Source organism: Oerskovia enterophila (assembly GCF_001692445.1).
GTDB lineage: Bacteria > Actinomycetota > Actinomycetes > Actinomycetales > Cellulomonadaceae > Oerskovia > Oerskovia enterophila.
This window is the reverse complement of the sequence record NZ_MAQA01000018.1, coordinates 68220-82414: the sequence shown is the minus strand read 5'-3', so window position 1 is coordinate 82414 and position 14195 is coordinate 68220. Positions and strand designations below refer to the sequence as shown.

The 14195-nt window shown below is 71.1% G+C and carries 13 protein-coding genes and 2 tRNA genes; 8 read left to right on the top strand and 7 right to left on the bottom strand.

Going from position 1 to position 14195, the window contains the following annotated elements; genetic code table 11:
* The 6 genes from OERS_RS09290 to pknB form a co-directional block, all read left to right on the top strand.
* On the top strand, positions 1-325 hold a 325-nt coding region (locus OERS_RS09290), incomplete at its 5' end, for an FHA domain-containing protein FhaB/FipA (RefSeq protein ID WP_068625558.1).
* A gap of 6 nt (positions 326-331) precedes the next feature.
* Positions 332-1735, top strand: coding sequence for a protein phosphatase 2C domain-containing protein (locus tag OERS_RS09285; RefSeq protein ID WP_068625548.1), 1404 nt, complete (start codon positions 332-334; stop codon positions 1733-1735).
* Positions 1735-3342 (top strand): FtsW/RodA/SpoVE family cell cycle protein, encoded by a 1608-nt coding sequence (locus OERS_RS09280; protein ID WP_083201341.1) that lies wholly within the window; start codon positions 1735-1737, stop codon positions 3340-3342. The genes OERS_RS09285 and OERS_RS09280 overlap by 1 nt, the downstream gene beginning before the upstream one ends.
* A complete protein-coding gene (locus OERS_RS09275) occupies positions 3339-4802 on the top strand; it encodes a peptidoglycan D,D-transpeptidase FtsI family protein (protein WP_068625547.1) in 1464 nt (487 codons plus the stop codon). The genes OERS_RS09280 and OERS_RS09275 overlap by 4 nt, the downstream gene beginning before the upstream one ends.
* A complete protein-coding gene (locus OERS_RS09270) occupies positions 4799-6520 on the top strand; it encodes a serine/threonine-protein kinase (RefSeq protein ID WP_068625546.1) in 1722 nt (573 codons plus the stop codon). The genes OERS_RS09275 and OERS_RS09270 overlap by 4 nt, the downstream gene beginning before the upstream one ends.
* Complete coding sequence (gene pknB, locus OERS_RS09265; protein WP_068625545.1) at positions 6521-8584, top strand: Stk1 family PASTA domain-containing Ser/Thr kinase; 2064 nt, start codon at positions 6521-6523, stop codon at positions 8582-8584.
* A 133-nt stretch (positions 8585-8717) separates the two neighbouring features.
* Here pknB and OERS_RS09260 read toward each other — a convergent pair whose 3' ends face one another.
* Positions 8718-9365, bottom strand: a complete 648-nt coding sequence (locus OERS_RS09260) for an aminodeoxychorismate/anthranilate synthase component II (protein WP_068625544.1) — start codon at positions 9363-9365, stop codon at positions 8718-8720.
* Positions 9366-9570: 205 nt separating this feature from the next.
* Positions 9571-10407 carry a DUF881 domain-containing protein gene (locus OERS_RS09255; protein ID WP_231907824.1) on the bottom strand — a complete coding sequence of 279 codons (837 nt, stop codon included), beginning with the start codon at positions 10405-10407 and terminating at the stop codon, positions 9571-9573.
* 183 nt (positions 10408-10590) lie between these two features.
* Here OERS_RS09255 and OERS_RS09250 point away from each other — a divergent pair, with 183 nt between their 5' ends.
* The gene (locus OERS_RS09250) at positions 10591-10845 is read left to right on the top strand and encodes a cell division protein CrgA (RefSeq protein ID WP_068625543.1); all 255 of its coding nucleotides are present in this window, start codon (positions 10591-10593) and stop codon (positions 10843-10845) included.
* A gap of 214 nt (positions 10846-11059) precedes the next feature.
* On the opposite strand, the gene OERS_RS09245 is transcribed toward OERS_RS09250, so the two are convergent.
* Both OERS_RS09245 and OERS_RS09240 read right to left on the bottom strand, forming a co-directional pair.
* Entirely contained in the window at positions 11060-11776 is a 717-nt protein-coding gene (locus OERS_RS09245) for a rhomboid family intramembrane serine protease (RefSeq protein ID WP_322788288.1), read from the bottom strand.
* A 164-nt stretch (positions 11777-11940) separates the two neighbouring features.
* Positions 11941-12480: a peptidylprolyl isomerase gene (locus OERS_RS09240; RefSeq protein WP_056648078.1), complete on the bottom strand. Its 540-nt coding sequence runs from the start codon at positions 12478-12480 to the stop codon at positions 11941-11943.
* Positions 12481-12630: 150 nt separating this feature from the next.
* Here OERS_RS09240 and OERS_RS09235 point away from each other — a divergent pair, with 150 nt between their 5' ends.
* Positions 12631-13617 (top strand): hypothetical protein, encoded by a 987-nt coding sequence (locus tag OERS_RS09235; protein ID WP_068625542.1) that lies wholly within the window; start codon positions 12631-12633, stop codon positions 13615-13617.
* A gap of 146 nt (positions 13618-13763) precedes the next feature.
* Here OERS_RS09235 and OERS_RS09230 read toward each other — a convergent pair.
* The 3 genes from OERS_RS09230 to OERS_RS09225 all read right to left on the bottom strand — a co-directional run bounded on the left by OERS_RS09230 (position 13764) and on the right by OERS_RS09225 (position 14091).
* Positions 13764-13836 (bottom strand) — tRNA-Ala (locus tag OERS_RS09230).
* Positions 13837-13867: 31 nt separating this feature from the next.
* Positions 13868-13987 (bottom strand): DLW-39 family protein, encoded by a 120-nt coding sequence (locus OERS_RS21730; protein WP_210410998.1) that lies wholly within the window; start codon positions 13985-13987, stop codon positions 13868-13870.
* Positions 13988-14017: 30 nt separating this feature from the next.
* Positions 14018-14091, bottom strand: a tRNA-Ile gene (locus OERS_RS09225).
* Between the last annotated feature and the right edge of the window lie 104 nt (positions 14092-14195).

The window sequence follows — 14195 nt, the reverse complement described above, 5'->3', positions numbered from 1 at the left end:
GTCCCCCGCTGCTCCCGCGTCCCCGGCCCCGACCGGGCCCTCCCGGCTCGTCGTGACCGCGGGCCCGCTGCGCGGGACCACGGTCCCGCTCTCCGCGTCCTCGATCCTGCTGGGCCGCGCCCCGAGCTGCACCCTTGTCCTCGACGACGACTACTCGTCGTCCCGGCACGCCCGGATCTTCCCGCAGGGTGGCACCTGGTACGTGGAGGACCTCGGCTCGACGAACGGCACCTACATCAACGAGCAGCGCATCACCGGGATCCAGCCCCTCGCCCCAGGAGTGAGCGTGCGGGTGGGGCAGAGCATCGTCGAGCTGCAGCGGTAGCGCGCCATGAACATCGCACTCAGGTACGCCGCGGTCTCCGACGTCGGCCTCGTCCGGTCGAACAACCAGGACTCCGGGTACGCGGGTCCGCACCTCCTCGTCGTCGCGGACGGCATGGGCGGGCACGCGGGCGGCGACGTCGCGTCCTCGCTCGCCATCGCGGCGCTCGCGCCTCTCGACGGGGAGTCGCACGGGCCCGACGACGCCCTGTCCCACCTCGAGGCGTCGATCGACAGCGCGCGTCTCGACCTGGTCGAGCGCAGCGAGCTGACCCCCGAGCTCGCCGGCATGGGGACCACGGTCACCGCGATCCTGCGCAGCGGCAACGCCCTCGCGATGGCGCACCTCGGCGACTCCCGCGCGTACCTGCTGCGCGACGGTGTCCTGAACCAGGTCACGACCGACCACACGTTCGTCCAGCACCTCGTCGACACGGGCCGCATCACCCCGGAGGAGGCCGAGTACCACCCGCAGCGCAACGTCGTGATGCGGGTCCTCGGCGACTTCGACGTCGACCTCACACCGGACATGTCGGTACGCGAGGCGCGCCCCGGCGACCGCTGGATGCTCTGCTCCGACGGGTTGTCGGGGTTCGTGAGCATCGAGACGCTCGAGCACACCCTGAGCACCGTCGCGGACACCGACGAGTGCGCCGACCACCTCCTCCAGCTCGCGCTCCGGGCCGGCAGCACCGACAACGTGACGGTCGTCGTGGCCGACGTCGTCGACCTGGACACCCTGGCCGACGGCGCGGGCCCGTCCACCGTGCCGGTCGTCGTCGGCTCGGCCGCGATCGACCGCGACCGCCCGACCTCGGCGCAGGACGGCCCCGCCGCGCGCGCGGCCACGCTCGTCGCCACGGCCTCGGCCGAGGAGTCCCCGGAGGCCTCGGCCGACACCGCCGAGACCCCCCAGGACGGCACGGATGCTGCGGGCGACGACTCCGACGTCCGCCCCGGCAAGCGGTCGCGCCGCTGGATCGCGCCCGTCGTGACGATCGCGATCATCGCGGTGGTCGGCGCAGTCGGCCTGTACGGCTACCGGTGGACGCAGCAGCAGTACTACGTGGGCGTGTCCGACGGCCAGGTCGCGGTCTTCCGGGGCATCCCGACCAGCGCGGGTCCCCTCACGCTCTCGACCCCGATCGAGCTCACGGGGGACAAGGTCGACGACCTGCCGCCCTACGTCGTCGACCGGCTCACCGAGACCATCAGCGCCACGTCGATCGACGACGCCCGGGACCGCGCGACGCGCCTCGTCGCCGACGCCCGGGCCGAGGCCGACGCGAGCGCGCAGGAGCCCGCGGGCACCGGCGCGACCACGCCCCCGGTCGACCCGGCGACGGACCCTGCCGCCCCCGCCGACGGCACCACGACCGAGACCACGACCGACCCGCCGGCGGCCCCGTGATGGCGACCGTCGAGCCCCACGAGGTACGTCCCTCGCGGCGGGCCGAGGCAGGCCTGCTCGTGCTCGCCCTCGCCCTCGGCATCGGGGCCTACGCGTCCGTGGGGCTGTCGATGCTGGGCGAGCTGCCCACCAACTTCTACGTCTACAGCGCGGGACTCGTCGCGCTCGCCGTCGTCGGCCACGTGGTCCTGCGCCTCAAGGCGCCCTACGCCGACCCGGTCATCCTGCCGGTCACGATCGCCCTCAACGGGATCGGCCTCGGGATGATCAACCGCATCGACATCGGCGGCAAGATCGTGGGCCGCGACCAGGACCTCGCGTCCAAGCAGCTCATGTGGACGGCTCTGGGCGTCGTCGCGGCGTGCGTGGTCGTGTGGCTCCTCAAGGACCACCGGACCCTGCGGAAGTACTCGTACACGGCCATGATCGTCGGCCTGGTGCTCGTCGTGCTGCCTCTGCTCCCCGTGATCGGGCGCAACATCAACGGCGCCCGCATCTGGGTCAACATCGCCGGCATGTCGCTCCAGCCCGCGGAGTTCGCCAAGATCGCCTTCGCGATCTTCTTCGCGGGCTACCTCGTGACCAACCGGGACACGCTCGCGCTCGCCGGTCCCAAGGTCCTCGGGCTCCAGCTCCCGCGCCTGCGCGACCTCGGGCCGCTCGTCATCGTCTGGGCCGCGTCGCTCGCCGTGCTCATCTTCGAGCGCGACCTGGGGACCTCCCTCCTGTTCTTCGGCCTCTTCGTGGCCATGCTGTACATCGCGACCGAGCGGTTCAGCTGGGTCGCGATCGGTCTGAGCATGTTCGCCGTGGGCGCGGTCGTCGCGGCCTCGGCGTTCCCGCACGTCCAGGCGCGCGTCGACGTCTGGCTCCACCCCCTCGACCCGGAGATCTACGGTCGTGACCCGGGCGGCTCGGGCCAGCTCGTGGGCGGCATGTTCGGCCTCGCCAACGGCGGGCTCACGGGCACGGGCTGGGGCGAGGGCTACCCCCGCCTCGTGCCGTACTCGTTCTCCGACTTCATCTACACCTCGCTCGGCGAGGAGCTCGGGCTCACGGGGCTGCTCGCGATCCTGGTCATGTACCTCATCCTGGTCGAGCGCGGTCTGCGCACCGCGATCGGCGTCCGCGACGGGTTCGGCAAGCTCCTCGCGGGGGGCCTCGCGTTCGTCATGGCGTGGCAGCTCTTCGTCGTCATCGGCGGGATCACCCGGATCATCCCCCTCACGGGTCTGACCATGCCGTTCGTCGCGCAGGGCGGGTCGTCGCTGCTCGCGAACTGGCTCGTGGTCGGGCTCCTGCTGCGCATCTCCGACAACGCGCGCCGGCCGTCCTCCCTGCCCGTGCGGGGACAGGTCGCCCCGTCGCGCGCGACCGAGCGTCCGGACACGGGCCCCCAGCCCGTCGCGGTCCAGGCCGGCGCCCACGGCGCCGCCGACCTCGCGGACGGGCGCTCCGCCGTCGGGCAGCGTGAACCCGGGGCGCACGGCGCGCTCCCGGACGACCAGCCCACGCAGGTCGTCCGCACCGCACTGCCCGAGGTCGGCGGTGGCCCGGACACCGGAGCCACCGAGATCATCGAAGACACCGAGTGGAAGACCCCGTGAACGTCCCTCTGCGCCGAGTGGCGACCGTCGTGCTGGTCATGTTCCTGGCACTCATGGTCTCGACCACCTACATCCAGTTCGTCCAGGCGGACTCGCTCAACAACGACCCCCGCAACGTCCGCCAGATCTACCAGGAGTACGGGAACTTCCGCGGCCCGATCGTCGTCGCGGGGGAGTCGGTGGCCCTCTCGACCCCCATCGACGACCCGTACGGCTACCAGCGCTCGTACACGAACGGGCCCCTGTACGGCCACGTCACCGGGTTCTTCTCGATCGTCAACGGGACCAAGGAGATCGAGCGCACCGAGAACGAGTTCCTCAACGGCCAGGCCAGCACGCTGTGGATCGACCGCCTCCAGGGCCTCATCACGGGCAAGAAGCCCCAGGGCGCGTCCGTCGAGCTGACGATCGACCCCGCAGCCCAGCAGGCCGCGTACGACGCCCTGGGCGACCAGCGCGGCGCGGTCGTCGCGATCGAGCCGACGACGGGCAAGATCCTCGCGCTCGTCTCCAAGCCGTCGTACGACCCCAACCTGCTCGCGACCCACGACACCAAGGCCGCGCGCGAGGCCTACACCTCGCTCATCAACGCGGACGACGACCCGCTCGTGAACCGCGCGATCTCCGGCAACACCTACCCGCCGGGATCCACGTTCAAGCTCGTGACCGCGGCCGCCGCGCTCGAGAGCGGTCAGTACACGCCCGAGACCGTGATCCCCGCACCGGACGAGTACCCGTACGCGAACTCGACCCAGACCATGAAGAACTTCGGCGGGGCGCGATGCTCCCCGACGGGCGAGCAGACCCTCGCCGACGCGATGCGCATCTCGTGCAACACCGCGTTCGCGGACCTGGGCGTGACGCTCGGGGGCGACGCGATGCGCGACCAGGCGGAGGACTTCGGTTTCGACTCGAAGCTCAGCATCCCCATGACCGTCACGCCCAGCCACTTCCCCGACGCGGAGGTCACCGACGACGCGGGACAGCTCGCGCGTGCCTCGATCGGCCAGGGCGACGTCCGCGTGACCCCGCTCCAGATGGCCATGGTCTCCGCGGCCATCGCCAACGGCGGCAAGCAGATGACGCCCTACACCGTCGCGACCGTGCGCGGCGCGGACCTCGACGTGGTCCAGCAGAACGAGCCGTCGCTCCTGCGCACGTCGGTCTCGCCGACCGTCGCGTCGCAGCTCACCTCGATGATGATCAGCGTGGTCGAGGGCGGCTCGGGCAAGGCCGCGAAGATCGACGGCGTCCAGGTCGCGGGCAAGACGGGTACGGCCGAGCACCAGAGCGGCGCCGCCCCGCACGCCTGGTTCACGGGCTTCGCCCCGGCCGAAAACCCTCAGGTCGCGGTCGCCGTCATCGTGGAGAACGGTGGGGACAGCGGCAACGAGGCCACGGGCGGCGCCGTGGCCGCCCCCATCGCCAAGGCCGTCATGGAGGCGGTGTTGAACAAGTGAGGCCGGTCGAGGGGCTCTGGCTCGGCGACCGCTACCGCCTGGTCCGGCGCATCGCGATCGGCGGCATGGGCGAGGTGTGGGTCGCCCACGACAAGGCGCTCGGCCGCGAGGTCGCCGTCAAGGTGCTGCGCGAGGAGTACGCGGGCAACGAGGACTTCCTCGAGCGCCTGCGCACCGAGGCACGCAACAGCGCGGCCCTGTCGCACCCGAACATCGCCCAGATGTACGACTACGGCGAGCAGAACGCCTCGGGCTTCCTCGTCATGGAGCTCGTCATGGGCGAGCCCATGGCGGACCTGCTCGAGCGCGAGCCCGTCCTCATGCCGGCCAAGCTGCTGCCGATCCTCGCGCAGACGGCGCGCGCCCTGCACGCCGCGCACGTCGCGGGAGTCGTCCACCGCGACGTGAAGCCGGGCAACATCCTGCTCGAGCCGCGGGGGGTCGTGAAGATCACCGACTTCGGGGTGTCGCTCGCGGCGAACCAGATCCCCATGACGGCGACCGGCATGGTCATGGGCACGGCCCAGTACCTGTCGCCCGAGCAGGCGATCGGCCAGGCCGCGACCGGGGCGTCCGACGTGTACGCGCTGGGGATCGTGGCCTACGAGTCGGTCGTGGGGAACCGGCCGTTCACGGGCACGACCCCGGTCGACATCGCGGTCGCGCACGTCAACGAGAAGGTGCCGCCGCTGCCCGCGCACGTGCACCCGTCGTTGGCCTCGCTCATCTACGCGATGCTCGCGAAGGACCCCAAGGCGCGCCCCATGCCGGCCTCCGCGCTCGCCCAGACGCTCGACGACCTGGCCGAGACCATCGCGCGCGACCCGTGGGGGGCCACGGCCCGGTCCGGGGCTGCCTCCGGGAGCAGGCGTTCGCGCCGCCCCCTGCCCGCACGGCACGGCGCCGCACCCGCGCCCAGCTCGCCCACGCCCCTCGAGATCCCCGCCGAGCTGCGCTCGCGCCCGCTGCCCACGGTCAGCCAGACGCCGGCGGCCGACGTCGCAGGGACGGCCACCTCCGGCTGGTCCGCACACTCCGGGCACTCGGCGCTCTCGGCGCCGTCGGGCTACTCGGCGCTCTCCGCTCCCTCTGCGGCGTCGGCCGCGTCGGTCGCGCGCGACGACGCCCCGTACGACGGCCAGGCCGTCCCTCCGCCTCCGCCGCCGCCTCCACCGTCGGTCGCGCCGTCGTCGGATGCGGCGCACCCTGGCCAGGCGCTCCCCTGGGAGCGCTCGGACGCGGCGGGCGGAGCGGAGCCCGCTGCCGCCCCGCGCTCGTACCCGCCCCGCCGGGAGATGCACGGCGCGGCGGCTTCTCGTCCGCGGCGCCCGGACGCAGGCCCGACGACGTCGCGCACCGCGGGGTCCTCGGCTCCCGCTCTCGCGGGGGCCCAGCCGGGCGGGGTGACGCGCGCCGAACGACGACGCGCCTCCCAGGAACCTGTGGGTGGCCGCACCTCGACGACGACGGGACAACGGATCGGCGGGTTCGCCAAGGGCCTGTCCTGGCCGCTCGTGGCCCTGCTGATCCTCCTGCTCGTGGTCCTCGTGGCGACCCTCGTCACGGGTGGCGGGGACGGCCCGGACGATTCAGCCGCAGCGACCGTGACCAGATCGTTGTACTCGTCCCAGGACTCGACGTCCAGCGATGGGATGATGCTCAGTACTGTGCCGGAGGCCTCTGCGTCCTCGGCTCCGACAACCTCGAAGGATTCCTAAGTGGTGGACAACGCTCCCCGGGTACTCGCCGGCCGGTACGAGGTCGGTGAGCTCATCGGCCGAGGCGGCATGGCCGAGGTGCACATCGGCCACGACACGCGCCTCGGACGGACCGTGGCGATCAAGATCCTGCGCTCCGACCTCGCGCGCGATCCGTCGTTCCTCGCCCGCTTCCGTCGTGAGGCCCAGGCCGCCGCCGCCCTGAACCACCCGGCCATCGTCGCCGTGTACGACACGGGCGAGGACACCCACACCGAGCCGGGCGGCGGGACGGCGCACGTGCCGTTCATCGTCATGGAGTACGTCGAGGGCCACACGGTCCGCGACATCCTCGGCGACGGGCAGGCCGTCCCCATCGACGAGGCCATCGAGATCACCGCCGGCGTGCTGTCGGGCCTCGAGTACTCCCACCACGCGGGCATCGTGCACCGCGACATCAAGCCGGCCAACGTCATGATCACGCCCACGGGCGCGGTCAAGGTCATGGACTTCGGCATCGCGCGCGCCGTCGCGGACTCCGCCGCGACCATGACCCAGACCCACGCCGTGATCGGTACGGCCCAGTACCTCTCGCCCGAGCAGGCCCGTGGTGAGACGGTCGACGCACGCAGCGACATCTACTCGACCGGCTGCCTCCTCTTCGAGCTGCTCACCGGCCGCCCGCCGTTCATCGGGGACTCGCCCGTCGCCGTCGCCTACCAGCACGTGCGGGAGGCCCCGGCCAAGCCGAGCGACCTCGCCCCCGACGTGCCGGAGGTCCTCGACCGCATCACGCTCAAGGCCCTCGCCAAGGAACGGACCGCGCGCTACAGCAGTGCCGCCGAGTTCCGCAACGACCTCGAGAACGCCGTCCGCGGCGGGCACATCACAGCCCCGGCCATCGGGGCGGCGGCCGCCGCGGCCGCGGGCGCCGTGGCAGGAGCCGCGGTCGCTGCGACCCAGGTCCAGCAGCCGCTCGAGAACGCGACCCAGGTCATGACCCCGGCCGTCGCGACGCCCCCCAACCCGTGGGAGACCACGGGCGCCGCCCCGGCAGCGGTCCCTCCGGGCCAGCCCGGCAACGGGCTGTCCGCCGAGGAACCCGAGGAGGAGCCGGCGAAGCGGCGCGGCCTGATGTGGGCCCTCATCGCCGTGGGTGTCCTGGCCCTTGCCGCGATCATCACGATGATCGTGATCAACTCCCGTCCGGACGCGCCCACCGAGGTGCAGGTTCCTCAGTTCGACGCCTCCACGACCCAGGAGTCGGCCAAGCAGGCGCTCGAGGCGGTCGACCTGGTCTACCTCTACGCGCGCGACACCGAGTCGACCGAGCCCGAGGGCACCTTCACCAAGTCGAACCCCGAGAGCGGGACGTCGGTCGCCACGGGCACCGAGGTCGAGGTCTTCTTCTCCGCAGGGCCGGACACCGTGCTGGTCCCCGACGTCACGGGCCTGACCCAGGAAGAGGCACGCTCCAAGATCACCGCCGCGAACCTCGTGGTCGACCCGACGGTCGAGGCCGAGGACAACGGGACCATCAAGAAGGGCCTCGTGACCCGGACGGACCCCGCCAACGGCGAGAGCGTCGCGGCCGGGGGCACGGTCAAGATCTTCATCTCGAGCGGCAACGTGAGCGTGCCGGACCTGATCGGCATGACCGAGGCGGACGCCACCAGTGCTCTCGCCAAGCTGGGTCTCACCCCGGTCATCAAGGAGCAGGAGAGCACCAAGACGCCGGGTACGGTCATCGACCAGACGCCCAAGCCGGGACCGACCAAGCAGGGACAGCAGGTCACGATCGTGCTGGCCAAGGCGATCGTGCCCGTGGGTCCCGAGAAGACCACGGTGCCCGGTGACCTGGTCGGCATGACCAAGGACAGGGCCATCGAAGCCCTCTACGCCAACGGGCTCAACCCCGGGAACGTCACCGAGAAGGAGTCGGCCGACGTGCCCAAGGGCCGGGTCATCTCGACGAGCCCCGGCGCGGGCGACGAGGTCGACGAGGGGACCAAGGTGGACCTGGTCATCTCGAGCGGTCCGCCCACCGGCGGTGGCGGCGGGGACGACGACAAGTCCACCCCCTGACACACTGATGCGAGTCGTGGTCGACCGCGCCGGCACGGCGTCGGTCGACCACGAACGTCAGGAGGGCCCGGCACCATCTGGTGCCGGGCCCTCTTCGTGCTTCAGCTGCGGGTCGTCGAGCCTCGCGGAGCGCTCAGAGGCGCACGAGGGGCGCGAGCCCCTGGGCGCGCTCGACCGCGTCGAGCGACCCGCACACGGTCAGCCAGTTCGCGAGCAGCAGGTGGCCCCCCTCGGTGAGCACGGACTCGGGGTGGAACTGCACGCCGTGCAGCGGGAGGTCGCGGTGCTGCAGGCCCATCACCACCCCGTTCTCGGTCGTCGCCGTGACCACGAGCTCGGCGGGGACCGTCTGGGGCACCACGGCGAGCGAGTGGTAGCGGGTCGCGGTGAAGGGTGAGGGGAGGCCGGCGAGGACGCCGAGGTCCTCGTGGACGACCGGGCTCGTCTTGCCGTGCATGAGCTCGGGGGCGTGCGTGACGGTCGCGCCGTAGACCTCGGCGAGGGCCTGGTGCCCCAGGCAGACACCCAGCATGGGCGTCCCGGACGCCGCGCACGCGCGGATCACGTCCTCGCTCTGCCCCGCCTCCTCGGGGGTGCCGGGACCGGGGGACACGAGGACGCCGTCGAACACGCCGTCACCGTCCCGGAACCGGCCGTCCGCGCCCACGGCCGGGACCGCGTCGTTGCGGACGACCACGGTCCGGGCCCCGAGCTGGTTCAGGTACCCGACGATCGTGTAGACGAACGAGTCGTAGTTGTCCACGACGAGGATGCGGACCATCCCTTACCCACCTGTTCCTTCGGATGTCGTTGCGTTGAGGCGCCCGGACGCCGCGCGGGGGGTGCGGCTCGTCCGGGGGGGTCGGGCGGGGCCCGGCCTGCTCATCATTGTCCCTGCTGCGTGGGGCCGGAGACCGTGTCCACGTGCGGGCCGGGCCGGTCGTCGGGGTGCGGGGTGGGCGTGCCCGTCCCCAGGCCCGACGGCGTCACGCGCCCTCGTCCTCCGAGCCGGTCACGCGCGCGTACTTCAGGTCGGTCGCACCCTCGAACACGGGCATGAGGAGGGATTCCGACTTGTCGACCTTCCACCCGAGGCCGTACTCGTCCACGTACTGCTTGTAGATGTCGATCGCCTCGGAACGATCGAGCGCCTTCTGGAGCTGGGCTGGGTCACCCACCGCGGACACCGTGTAGGGCGGCGAGAACACCCGCCCGTGGAGGTTGAGCACGTTCCCGACGCAGCGGAAGGCGGTCGTGGGGGTGACGCGCTGGCCCTGGAGAGTCATCGCTTCCGCACCTCCGGCCCAGAGCGCGTTGATGACCTCCTGCAGGTCCTGCTGGTGGACCACGAGGTCGTCCACGCGCGCCTTGGGGTGGTCCTGGGTCATGGGGGCGTCGTCGAGCGTGACGCTGAGTCCCGGACCCGTCACGGCGACCGCACCCGACACGATCCCGGTGCGCTCGACGAGCTCGGGCGACTCGGTCTCGGCCCCACCGGTCCCTGCCGCGAGGGTCGACACCTCTACCTCGAGGCCCACGACCTTCTCGGTCATGTCCTTGACCCGGCGCTCTTCGCTCTGCACGAGGTCCGTCAGGTTCTCGGGGTGGCGGCCGTCCTGGCCCTGCGCGAGCCGGGCGCTGGCCGAGAACATGAGCCCGGACAGCGAGAGCACCAGCAGCACCGTGACGCTGGACCGGATCCGACGCGCTCGTGTGGGGGGCTGGGTCGCCGCCGTGCCCACGGGCTCGCCGGCGTCGGCGCGCTGAGCGTCCCCGACCCCAGCGCCCTCCATGTCGTGCGTCGCTCCGTGGCGGCGATCCATCTGGCTCACTCCCGGCTCTCGTCCATCTGCCCGTGCACACGCTATTCTGTCCGCCCACTACGCTAGATGACGAATGGCGTCGCCGTTCACGACGTCGCGCAACGGCGCTTCGTCCCACCCGACACAGCTCCTGCACACGACTGGTGCCAGGAACACGCATCCCGAGGACAGGAGCCAGCTCTCGTGCCCGAGTCGAAGTCCCGTAAGAAGCCCGCCAAGGTCAAGGCGCCGCAGGTGAAGAAGCCTGAGACCGGCAACCCCCGCTGGCTGGTGCCGACCATGCTGACCCTGATGCTCCTGGGCCTGGCGTGGATCGTCATCTTCTACCTCACCAGCGGTGGCCTCGGCCTGCCGATCCCGGCGCTCCACAACTGGAACCTGGTGATCGGGTTCGTCCTGATCATCGCCGGGTTCGCGCTGACCACGCGCTGGAAGTAGTCGCTGGACGGCGTGCGTCCCGCCCACGTCGGCCTGGCTCGGTACAGGAGAGGGTGGGGCCCGCAGAGCTGCGGACCCCACCCTCGTGCCTGTCACCAGCGTGCGCGGGACGGACGGCTGTCCACAGATTCCTTGCCCTGTGGATAACTACATCAGTGTAGTTCCACACCTGTGAGTAACTCTGTGGATAACTATCCGAGATCGAGCAGTCTGCTCAGGACAGCGCGAACTGCGGGGCTGAGGCGTATTTCAGGACCGTGAGAACGACGAGCACCACCGCGACCGCGACCGTGATGCCGATGCTCCACAGCCTGCGCCGTTCCTTGGGCGCGTAGGCGTAGCCCGCCCCGAGCACGAGCCCCACGACGAGCCCACCCAGGTGAGCCTGCCAGGCGATGTTGCTGACCATGAAGCCGATCGCGAAGTTGATCCCGATCAGGACGAGGATCTGGGCGGCGTTCCGCCCCAGGCGCCGCAGCACCACGAGGATCGCTCCGAAGAGCCCGAACACGGCCCCGGACGCACCGACGACCGGCGTGAACCAACCGCCGTCCGGCGTCGGCTGAGCGAGCAGGACGACGCCGACGGATCCGCCGACAGCCGCGAGCACGTACAGCGCGATGAACCGTGCCCTCCCGAGCATCTGCTCGAGGAAGGGCCCGGTGATCCACAGCGCATACATGTTGAACAGGATGTGGAAGACGCTCGTCGAGTGCAGGAAGGCCGCGGTGAGGAAGCGGTAGGGCTGCACGTCACCGATGAACGGCGCGAACGCCAGCCGCTGGGTCCACTCGCCCCCGGTGGCCAGCTGGAGCAGCCAGCTCACGACGCACAGCGCGATGATCGTCAGCGTGACGACCGGGCGCCCCGTGCGGACGGTCCCGCCGAGAGCCGTCTTGGTCTGGGGTGCGGACCGGGCCTGCTCGCGCACGCAGTCGACGCACTGGATGCCGACGGCCGCCGGACGTTGGCACTCGGGGCAGGCCGGACGTCCACAGCGTTGGCAGCGGACGTACGAGACGCGGTCTGGGTGTCGGGGACACACCGGGGCCGGCTGCGCCGGCCCCGGTGTCCCGAAGGCGGGGACGGAGATGGTCAGTCCTCGATGGTGACCGAGGTGATGACGATGTCCTCGACCGGGCGGTCGCCCGGACGGGTCCGCGTCGCGTTGATCGCGTCCACGACCGCGCGGGACTCGTCGTCGACGACCTCGCCGAAGATGGTGTGCTTGCCGTTGAGCCACGGCGTGGGGACCGTCGAGATGAAGAACTGCGACCCGTTGGTGCCCTCGACCTCACCCGAGACCGGGTTGCGACGCGAGCCCGCGTTCGCCATGGCCAGCAGGTACGGGCGGTCGAACTGCAGCTCGGGGTGGATCTCGTCGTTGAACGTGTAGCCGGGCCCACCGGTACCGGTGCCGAGCGGGCAGCCGCCCTGCAGCATGAAGTCCTGGATCACGCGGTGGAAGATCAGACCGTCGTAGAACGGGTCGTTCCGCTCCGCGCCCGTGCGCGGATCCGTCCAGGTCGTGGTGCCCTTCGCCAGACCGGTGAAGTTCGCCACCGTCTTGGGCGCGTGGTTCGGCAGGAGCTCGATACGGATGTCACCAGCAGTGGTGTGGAGGGTTGCGAACATGCCCCCATTCTCACACGGTCGCCTGTGCCCCCGCCCTGTCGCTCGGCTCGTGTCCCGCGCCACGGCGCGCTTGCCTCGCGAGCCTCCGGGCACGGTGGCAGAGTGGAGTTCCAGCGCCTACAGCCCGCATCACGAACACCTGGAGTCTCCATGTCCGACCGAACCCGCCGTTCCGCACGCGCCGTGACCGACACGATCGATACCGAGAAGCTCAAGGATCAGGCCGCTGAGGTCGCTGCGCTCGTCGGGGAGGCCGGCGCCAAGGCACAGACGACCGCGGTCCAGCTCGCCGACCAGGCCAAGGGGGCCGCCGGTCAGGCGAAGGAGTGGGGCAGCCCCAAGGTCGAGGCCTTCGTCGAGTGGCTGACGCCTCGCGTCGAGAAGGCATGGCAGGACAGCCTCCAGGCCGCTGCACCACGCGTCGAGAAGGCCGCCGGGAAGGCAGCGCCTGCGATCGACACCGCGCACGACAAGCTCGTCGACGAGGTCCTGCCCAAGATCGTGGCGAGCTTCAACGCGGCGGCCGCAGCGGCGGCCGAAGCAGCGTCCCGCGCCGCCGACGCCGCGGCCGCCGCCACGGCCGAGTCCGCGGCGGCCACCGAGACCCTGTCCAAGAGGGCCACGAAGAAGGCCGCGAAGGCCGCGAAGAAGGGCATCGACGCCTCGGCGGCGTCGGCCAAGAAGGCTGCCAAGGCCGCACCGGCCAAGCTCACCGCAGCCGCTGAGGCCGCGGACCCGCAGAAGAAGAGCAAGGCCCTGTGGTGGGTCGTGGGCGGTGTGACCGCTGCCGGCGGCGCCTACGTCCTGTGGCGCCGTGCACAGCCGACCACGGACCCGTGGGCCGAGCCCTGGGACCAGGTTCCCGCCTCGACCTTCGACGACGCACGAGCCGCCGTGGGCAATGCCGCCGAGGCCGTCGGAGAGGCCGCCGGCGCCGCCGTCGCCAAGGGCCGTGAGACGGGGGAGAAGGTCCAGGGAGCCGTCGCCGACGCCGGTGACAAGATCTCCGGCAAGGTCCAGGACGCCGTGACCGATGCCAAGGAGGCGACGCGCAAGGCGACCGGACGTGCCAAGGACGCGGCGTCGTCGGGCAGCGAGGGAAGCACCGAGGGCGAGGACAAGAAGCCGACCGCCTGACCCGTACGAATGCGTGAGGGGCCCGTCCGGCGATGCCGGGCGGGCCCCTCTGGCATGTAAGGCTCGAACCCGACCGCCACGAGGGCCGGAACACGCAGAAGGCCGCCGGTCAGGTCATGGACCCGGCCGACGGCCTTCTCACTGTGTGGAGCCAGGGGGACTCGAACCCCCAACCCCCTGCTTGCAAAGCAGGTGCGCTACCAATTGCGCCATGGCCCCAGAACGCTCGGAACCGACGTGCAGAGAGCCGTCACTCGAAAGTGTCGGTGACCTCTGCCCAGAGATCGCGCTCGTTGTTGTCCTCGGACACCTTGCGCCAGATCAAGAATCCAGCGCCAGCAACGAGCAGCAGTACGAAGAACTTCTTCATGACGTTCCCCCTCGGGTGGGTTTCCGGCAGTGGGCCTAAGAGGACTTGAACCTCTGACCTCTTCCTTATCAGGGAAGCGCTCTAACCGTCTGAGCTATAGGCCCTTGCTGTGCTGCGGCAGCGCTTGAGACTATCGCACTTCTCGGGGTGTACCCAAACCGGGACATCGTCGGGAGCCGTCCGAGACCGCTCACGGCCTGCGACGACG

Bases quoted from the DNA above. Each gene is read 5' to 3' on its own strand.
- OERS_RS09235 (WP_068625542.1), top strand. From the start codon at position 12,631: ATGTCCGACCGAACCCGCCGTTCCGCACGCGCCGTGACCGACACGATC.
- OERS_RS09240 (WP_056648078.1), bottom strand. From the start codon at position 12,480: ATGTTCGCAACCCTCCACACCACTGCTGGTGACATCCGTATCGAGCTC.
- OERS_RS09280 (WP_083201341.1), top strand. From the start codon at position 1,735: ATGGCGACCGTCGAGCCCCACGAGGTACGTCCCTCGCGGCGGGCCGAG.
- OERS_RS09260 (WP_068625544.1), bottom strand. From the start codon at position 9,365: ATGGTCCGCATCCTCGTCGTGGACAACTACGACTCGTTCGTCTACACG.
- OERS_RS09285 (WP_068625548.1), top strand. From the start codon at position 332: ATGAACATCGCACTCAGGTACGCCGCGGTCTCCGACGTCGGCCTCGTC.
- OERS_RS09255 (WP_231907824.1), bottom strand. From the start codon at position 10,407: ATGGATCGCCGCCACGGAGCGACGCACGACATGGAGGGCGCTGGGGTC.
- OERS_RS21730 (WP_210410998.1), bottom strand. From the start codon at position 13,987: ATGAAGAAGTTCTTCGTACTGCTGCTCGTTGCTGGCGCTGGATTCTTG.